This window comes from Paraburkholderia sp. SIMBA_027 (assembly GCF_046535315.1).
GTDB lineage: Bacteria > Pseudomonadota > Gammaproteobacteria > Burkholderiales > Burkholderiaceae > Paraburkholderia > Paraburkholderia tropica.
The window spans coordinates 1-261 of record NZ_JAWRWY010000915.1; the positions used below are offsets into that span (position 1 = coordinate 1).

At 69.3% G+C, this 261-nt stretch carries 1 protein-coding gene; it reads right to left on the reverse strand.

Going from position 1 to position 261, the window contains the following annotated elements; translation table 11 throughout:
• Window positions 1–72: 72 nt before the first annotated feature.
• Window positions 73–261, reverse strand: a 189-nt coding sequence (locus SB764_RS41755; RefSeq protein WP_410867000.1) for a Beta-galactosidase C-terminal domain, incomplete at its 5' end; no start/stop codon positions are given.

The following is a 261-nucleotide window of genomic DNA, read 5'->3' on the forward strand; positions in this document are numbered from 1 at the left end:
GTCATGTGTGTCTCCAGTCCTGTGTGTCTGTCGTTGTGCGTGACCGGCGCGTCGCGGCGCCGGGGGCGGTTGCTACGAACGGCTTCGATACACGGCGACGCCTTGCGGTTCGACCTGCGCGGCGCCGACCACGAACGCGGACGGCGGCACGCCATCGAGCGTGTGCGGCGTGCCGCCGTAATTGAATACGTAGGTCAGGCCGCCGCGTCGGCTCACGCGCACGCCGTCGCCGAGCGGCGACGGTGTCAGGCGAACGAAACC